Annotated in this window: 4 protein-coding genes; all 4 read right to left on the bottom strand. The window is 74.1% G+C overall.

From position 1 onward, the window contains the following. Positions 1–514: Rho termination factor N-terminal domain-containing protein (locus tag QM572_RS08605; RefSeq protein WP_415092072.1), on the bottom strand; the 514-nt coding region annotated here is incomplete at its 3' end. Between the two features lie 136 nt (positions 515–650). Then, complete coding sequence (thrB, locus tag QM572_RS08600) at positions 651–1574, bottom strand: homoserine kinase (RefSeq protein ID WP_415092070.1); 924 nt, start codon at positions 1572–1574, stop codon at positions 651–653. 2 nt (positions 1575–1576) lie between these two features. After that, positions 1577–2659 (bottom strand): threonine synthase, encoded by a 1083-nt coding sequence (gene thrC, locus QM572_RS08595; protein ID WP_415092068.1) that lies wholly within the window; start codon positions 2657–2659, stop codon positions 1577–1579. After that, positions 2659–3081, bottom strand: a 423-nt coding sequence (locus tag QM572_RS08590; RefSeq protein ID WP_415092066.1) for an ACT domain-containing protein, incomplete at its 5' end; no start/stop codon positions are given. The genes thrC and QM572_RS08590, both read right to left, overlap by 1 nt.

Below are 3081 nucleotides of genomic sequence, written 5' to 3'. Positions count from 1 at the left end.
GGTCACGCCCGCGGCGGCGGCGGTTGCGGCGGCTGCCGCCCTCCTCGCCCGCGTCGCCCTGAGCGCCCTGGCCCGGCTGCTCGCCCTGGCCGCCCGGGTTGTTCTGGCCGCCCGGGTTGTTCTGGCCGCCCGGGTTGTTCTGGCCGCCCGGGTTGTTCTGCTTGCCCTGGTTGTTCTGGTTGTTCTGGTTGACCTGGTGGGGCTGGGCGTCGCGCTGGGGCGCCTCCGCCTGGGGCTCGCCCTTCGGCTCGCTCGTGGGGGCCGCCTTCGACCGGCCGGCCGCCTCCTTCGTGGGCGCCGCCTTCTCGGACGCCGCCTTGGCCGGGCGGGCGCCGCCCTGGGCGCCCTTGATCGCGGCGATCAGGTCGGCCTTCTTCATCGACCCGGCGCCGGCGATGCCCATGCCGCCGGCCATCGACTTCAGGTCGGCCAGGAGCATGGCGTTGAGCCCACCGGGCTTCTTCTTCGCGCTGCCGGCAGCGCCGCCCACGGGGGCTTCGATGGTTTCCGTCACGTGAGGTCCTTCCCACGTTGTCGCAGCGCGCCGTGTCCGGGCGGCTGACGTTTGGGTTGCACTCCCCGGTCTACTCACGAGGAGCTCGGCGCCGCCACAGGTGCGGCGCATCGCGGCGACTGTAGCACCAGCGCGCTCAGGAGTCGGCCAGAACTCCGGCAGTCGCGACGGCGAGCACTCGCGAGGTCCATCCCTCCGGGCAGCGCTCCTCCAGTGCGGCGGCCTCCGCCGGCGCGCTGGTGAAGGCCAGCACGGTCGGCCCCGCGCCGGAGACGACCGCGGGGACGGCGTCGGCGCGGAGCGCGTCGACGAGGGCGAGCGAGTCGGGCATCGCCGGACGGCGGTACTCCTGGTGGAGCAGGTCGCGGGTCGCGCGCAGCAGGTGCTCGGGCTGTCCGGCCAGGGCCGCCACGAGCAGGGCGGCGTTGCCGGCGTCGGCAGCCGCCTCCGCGTGGGGTACGACGTCGGGCAGGAGCCCCCGCGCGACCTTGGTCTCGACACCGGTCGGGGGGATGAACACGACCGCACCGACCCGCTCGTCGACCGGAGCCGTGGCGGTGTAGAACGTCTCGGCCTCCTGGCCGGAGATCGTCAGGCCGCCGAAGACCGCCGGCGCGACGTTGTCGGGGTGGCCCTCGATCCGGGCGGCCAGCTCGAAGAGCGCCTCGTCGCCCAGCTGGTCGGCGCCGCCGACGACCAGCGCCCGGGCGAGCGCGAGCCCGCCGACGATGGCAGCCGAGGAGGAGCCGAGCCCGCGGGCGTGCGGGATGACGTTGACGCAGCGCAGGGTGAGCCCGCTGGGCCGGCCGCCGAGCGCGTCGAAGGCGGCGAACATCGCCTGCACGACGAGGTGGGACTCGTCCAGCGGTACGGCCCCGGACCCCTCCCCCTCGACGTCGACGACGAGGCCGAAGTCGATCACCTCGGCGTGCAGGGTGTCGCGCCAATCGAGCGCGAGGCCCAGGGTGTCGTAGCCCGGGCCGAGATTGGCCGAGGTCGCCGGGACGGTGACCGACACCCGGCCGGTGACGAACTCCGGGGCGCTGGTCCCGGCGGGCATGCTCAGAGGAGCCCGGCGGCCGCGGCGGCCGCCTCGACGTCGGCGTCCACGACGATCTCGGGCACCTCGCCGAAGAACTCCAGCGCCGTGGCCGGGTCCTTGAGGCCGTGGCCGGTGACGGTGATGACGGTGGTGGTGCCGGCGTAGGAGTCCCCTGCCGCCAGATCGTCGAGGAGACCCGCGACACCCGCCGCCGAGGCGGGCTCGACGAAGACGCCCTCGTTGCGGGCGAGCTGGGCCTGGGCGGCGAGGATCGCGTCGTCGGTGAGCGCCTTGAACCGGCCGCCGGAGGCGTCGCGTGCCGCCTCGGCGAGCTTCCAGGATGCGGGGTTGCCGATCCGGATCGCGGTCGCGCGGGTCTCCGGCTCGAGCACGGGGTGGCCGAGCACGAGCGGCGCCGCCCCCTCGGCCTGGAAGGCGCGCATGACCGGCGTGCGGGTGGAGCGGCCGGCGGCGGCGTACTGCTGGTAGCCGAGCCAGTAGGCGCTCATGTTGCCGGCGTTGCCGATCGGCATGAGGTGGAAGTCGGGGGCGTCGCCGAGGCGGTCGACGACCTCGAAGGCCGCGGTCTTCTGGCCCTCGAGACGGACCGGGTTGACGCTGTTGACGAGGGCGACGGGGTAGGCCTCGGCCATCTTGCGCGACATGGTGAGACAGTCGTCGAAGTTGCCCCGCACGCGGATCACCTCGGCGCCGTGGACCAGGGCCTGGGCCATCTTGGACGCGCTGATCTTGCCGTCCGGGACGAGTACGACGGGCGTGATGCCGGCGCGGGCGGCGTACGCGGCCATCGAGGCCGAGGTGTTCCCGGTCGACGCGCAGACGCACGCCTTGGCGCCCTCGTGCACGGCGACCGAGATGGCCGCCGTCATGCCGCGGTCCTTGAAGGAGCCGGTGGGGTTCTGGCCCTCGATCTTCAGCCAGACCTCGCCGCCGGTGAGGTCCGAGAGCCAGCCGGAGCGGATCAGCGGGGTGCCGCCCTCCCCCAGCGTGATGGCCGGGGTGCCCTCGGGGATGTCGAGGAGGTCGCGGTACTCCTCGATCACGCCTCGCCACTGTCCGTTGGTGCCCTGCGCGCCGGTCATCACAGCTCTCCCTCTACGCGCATCACGCTCGTGACGCCGCGAACGATCTCCATGCCACGCAGGGCCTCCACGGTGGCGGCCAGCTGCGCGTCGGTCGCCTCGTGCGACACGACGACGAGCTGGGCGTCGGCGCCGCGGCCCTCCTGGCGGACGGTCTGGATCGAGACGCCGTGGTCGGCGAACGTCGACGCGACCGCGGCGAGCACGCCCGGCTGGTCGGCGACCTCGAGGCTGAGGTGGTAGCGCGTGACGGTCTCCCCCATCGGCAGGATCTCCCGATCCGCGTACGACGACTCGCCGGCGCCGCGCGTGCCCGCGGCCGCGTTGCGGGCGACCGTGACGAGGTCGCCGAGCACCGCGCTCGCGGTGGGAGCCCCACCGGCACCGGGGCCGTAGAACATCAGCTGCCCGGCCGACTCCGC

The sequence above is a fragment of the Nocardioides sp. genome, assembly GCF_047607365.1.
Classification (GTDB): domain Bacteria; phylum Actinomycetota; class Actinomycetes; order Propionibacteriales; family Nocardioidaceae; genus Nocardioides.
The sequence above is the reverse complement of the archived record's forward strand: the minus strand, read 5'-3'. Positions and strand labels throughout refer to the sequence as shown.